Below are 1,904 nucleotides of genomic sequence, written 5' to 3'. Positions count from 1 at the left end.
GTGCGCCAGTTCGGTGCCAAATATATAACTGGTGGGAATCCAGTCTGGTAAGACTTAGCAAGTCGCCAGTACCGAGTCCTTGGAACGCCAAAGGCTAACAATGGTGTTTAAGCGTAGGGCAGGGAACAGGAAAGCCGTAATGCGTAAGCGTGAAGTGATTGAGCTTCGTTAGAAATATCAATTGTGTGGGGTGGTCTGCTACCTCCTTGGGTCACCAACAAGGATTAGTCGTTAAAGCGAGACTATGAAAACACACCGGAGTCCTAGAGCATGGCATACCTGATATCGTTATATTTGACATACCTGGGAGACCTGGATGGTTCTGTACATGAGACAGTAGGGAATATCGACCAATGCAATGGTGAGTATGAACGAAGACCATCGAGGAGTCGGATTCGTCCATAGTACTGATGAAAGCAGTAATGACGCTGGAGGGAAGGGACGGACAATAAGTTGCTTTTGCAATCAAAACATAGAGAGCACAGGAGGCATAAAATCTATGGAAAAAGAGAAAGCAGAAATAGCCAGTCTCGTAGAAAGATATGGCAGAGTTCAGTCGCTAATGAAATATGTCAACAGTGACACACTCAAAGAGTCCTACAGCAAACAACCCAAAGGGAAAGCAGTAGGAGTGGATGGAATAACCAAGGAGCAATACGGAGAGAACTTAGAAGAAAACATAGAGAGCCTGCTTGTCAGAATGAAGAAGTTTTCTTATAAGCCATATCCCGTGCGCAGAGCTTATATCCCAAAAGGTAGTGGCAAGATGCGAGGACTCGGCATTCCGTCATTTGAGGATAAAGTCGTTCAAGGTGTCTTTAAAGAGATACTGGAAGCGATTTACGAGCCTAAGTTCAAGGAGTTTTCATTTGGGTTTCGTCCAAACAGAAGTTGTCACGATGCCATTCAAAGAGTAAACAAACACATCATGGCAGACAAGGTCAATTACATTTTAGATGCAGACATCAAGGGATTCTTTGATAACCTAGACCATGAGTGGATGATAAAATTTCTTGAGCATGACATAGCAGATAAGAACTTTATCAGATATATCAAGAGATTTCTGATAGGGGGAGTTATGGAGGATGGTAAGCGACTGGATACAGAAGCTGGAACAGTACAGGGCGGTCTGATTTCGCCAGTGCTGGCAAATGTGTATCTGCACTATACCTTAGATACATGGTTTGATTATGTGAAAAAGCATGAGTTTAAGGGAGAAATGTACATGGTACGCTACGCAGATGATTTTGTATGTCTGTTCCAATACGAGAATGAAGCACAAAGGTTTTATCAGCTTCTGATAGAAAGACTGCGTAAATTCGGTCTTGAAATTGCAGAGGATAAAAGCAGAATTCTACCATTTGGCAGATACAAGGGAACAAAGGAATCCTTTGACTTTCTCGGCTTTACACACTACAATGCGACAAGTCACTGGGGCAAGTACTGTGTACTGCATAGAACAAGCAGGAAGAAGCTGAAAATGAAAAGAGAAGCAGTCAAGAAATGGTTATGGGAGCATATGCACGAAAGCATAGCCGATACCATAGAAGCGTTGAATGTGAAACTGACGGGGCATTACAGATACTATGGAATCTATGGGAACTACATAGGTTTGCAAAAGTATTACAAATATGTGAGACAGGAGTTATGGAAAAGCAAGAGACGCAGAGACCAAACGTATTGGCTGACGTGGAAGAAATATATGAATATCCTAAAGATACATCCAATGGAGTATCCAAGGATATATCTGAAAAGTGCTTATTAGGTAAATGTCTTATTGAAGAGCCGTATGCCTTAATAGGGCACGTGCGGTTCTGTGAGGGGCTTTTGAGACTTGAACCTCTCATCGCAAAACAATATATGGTGAAAGGATGTGAAAAAGTCGAGACAAAGTCTACTCGACG

Annotated in this window: 1 protein-coding gene; it reads left to right on the top strand. The window is 42.4% G+C overall.

What is annotated here, in order from left to right:
* The first annotated feature begins 499 nt into the window (after positions 1-499).
* Positions 500-1,765: a group II intron reverse transcriptase/maturase gene (gene ltrA / locus HFM85_RS15915; RefSeq protein ID WP_173739191.1), complete on the top strand. Its 1,266-nt coding sequence runs from the start codon at positions 500-502 to the stop codon at positions 1,763-1,765.
* Positions 1,766-1,904: the final 139 nt, after the last annotated feature.

The organism is Blautia schinkii (assembly GCF_013304825.1).
Taxonomy (GTDB): Bacteria; Bacillota; Clostridia; order Lachnospirales; family Lachnospiraceae; genus Blautia_A; species Blautia_A schinkii_B.
This window is presented reverse-complemented; position numbering and strand designations above follow the sequence as displayed.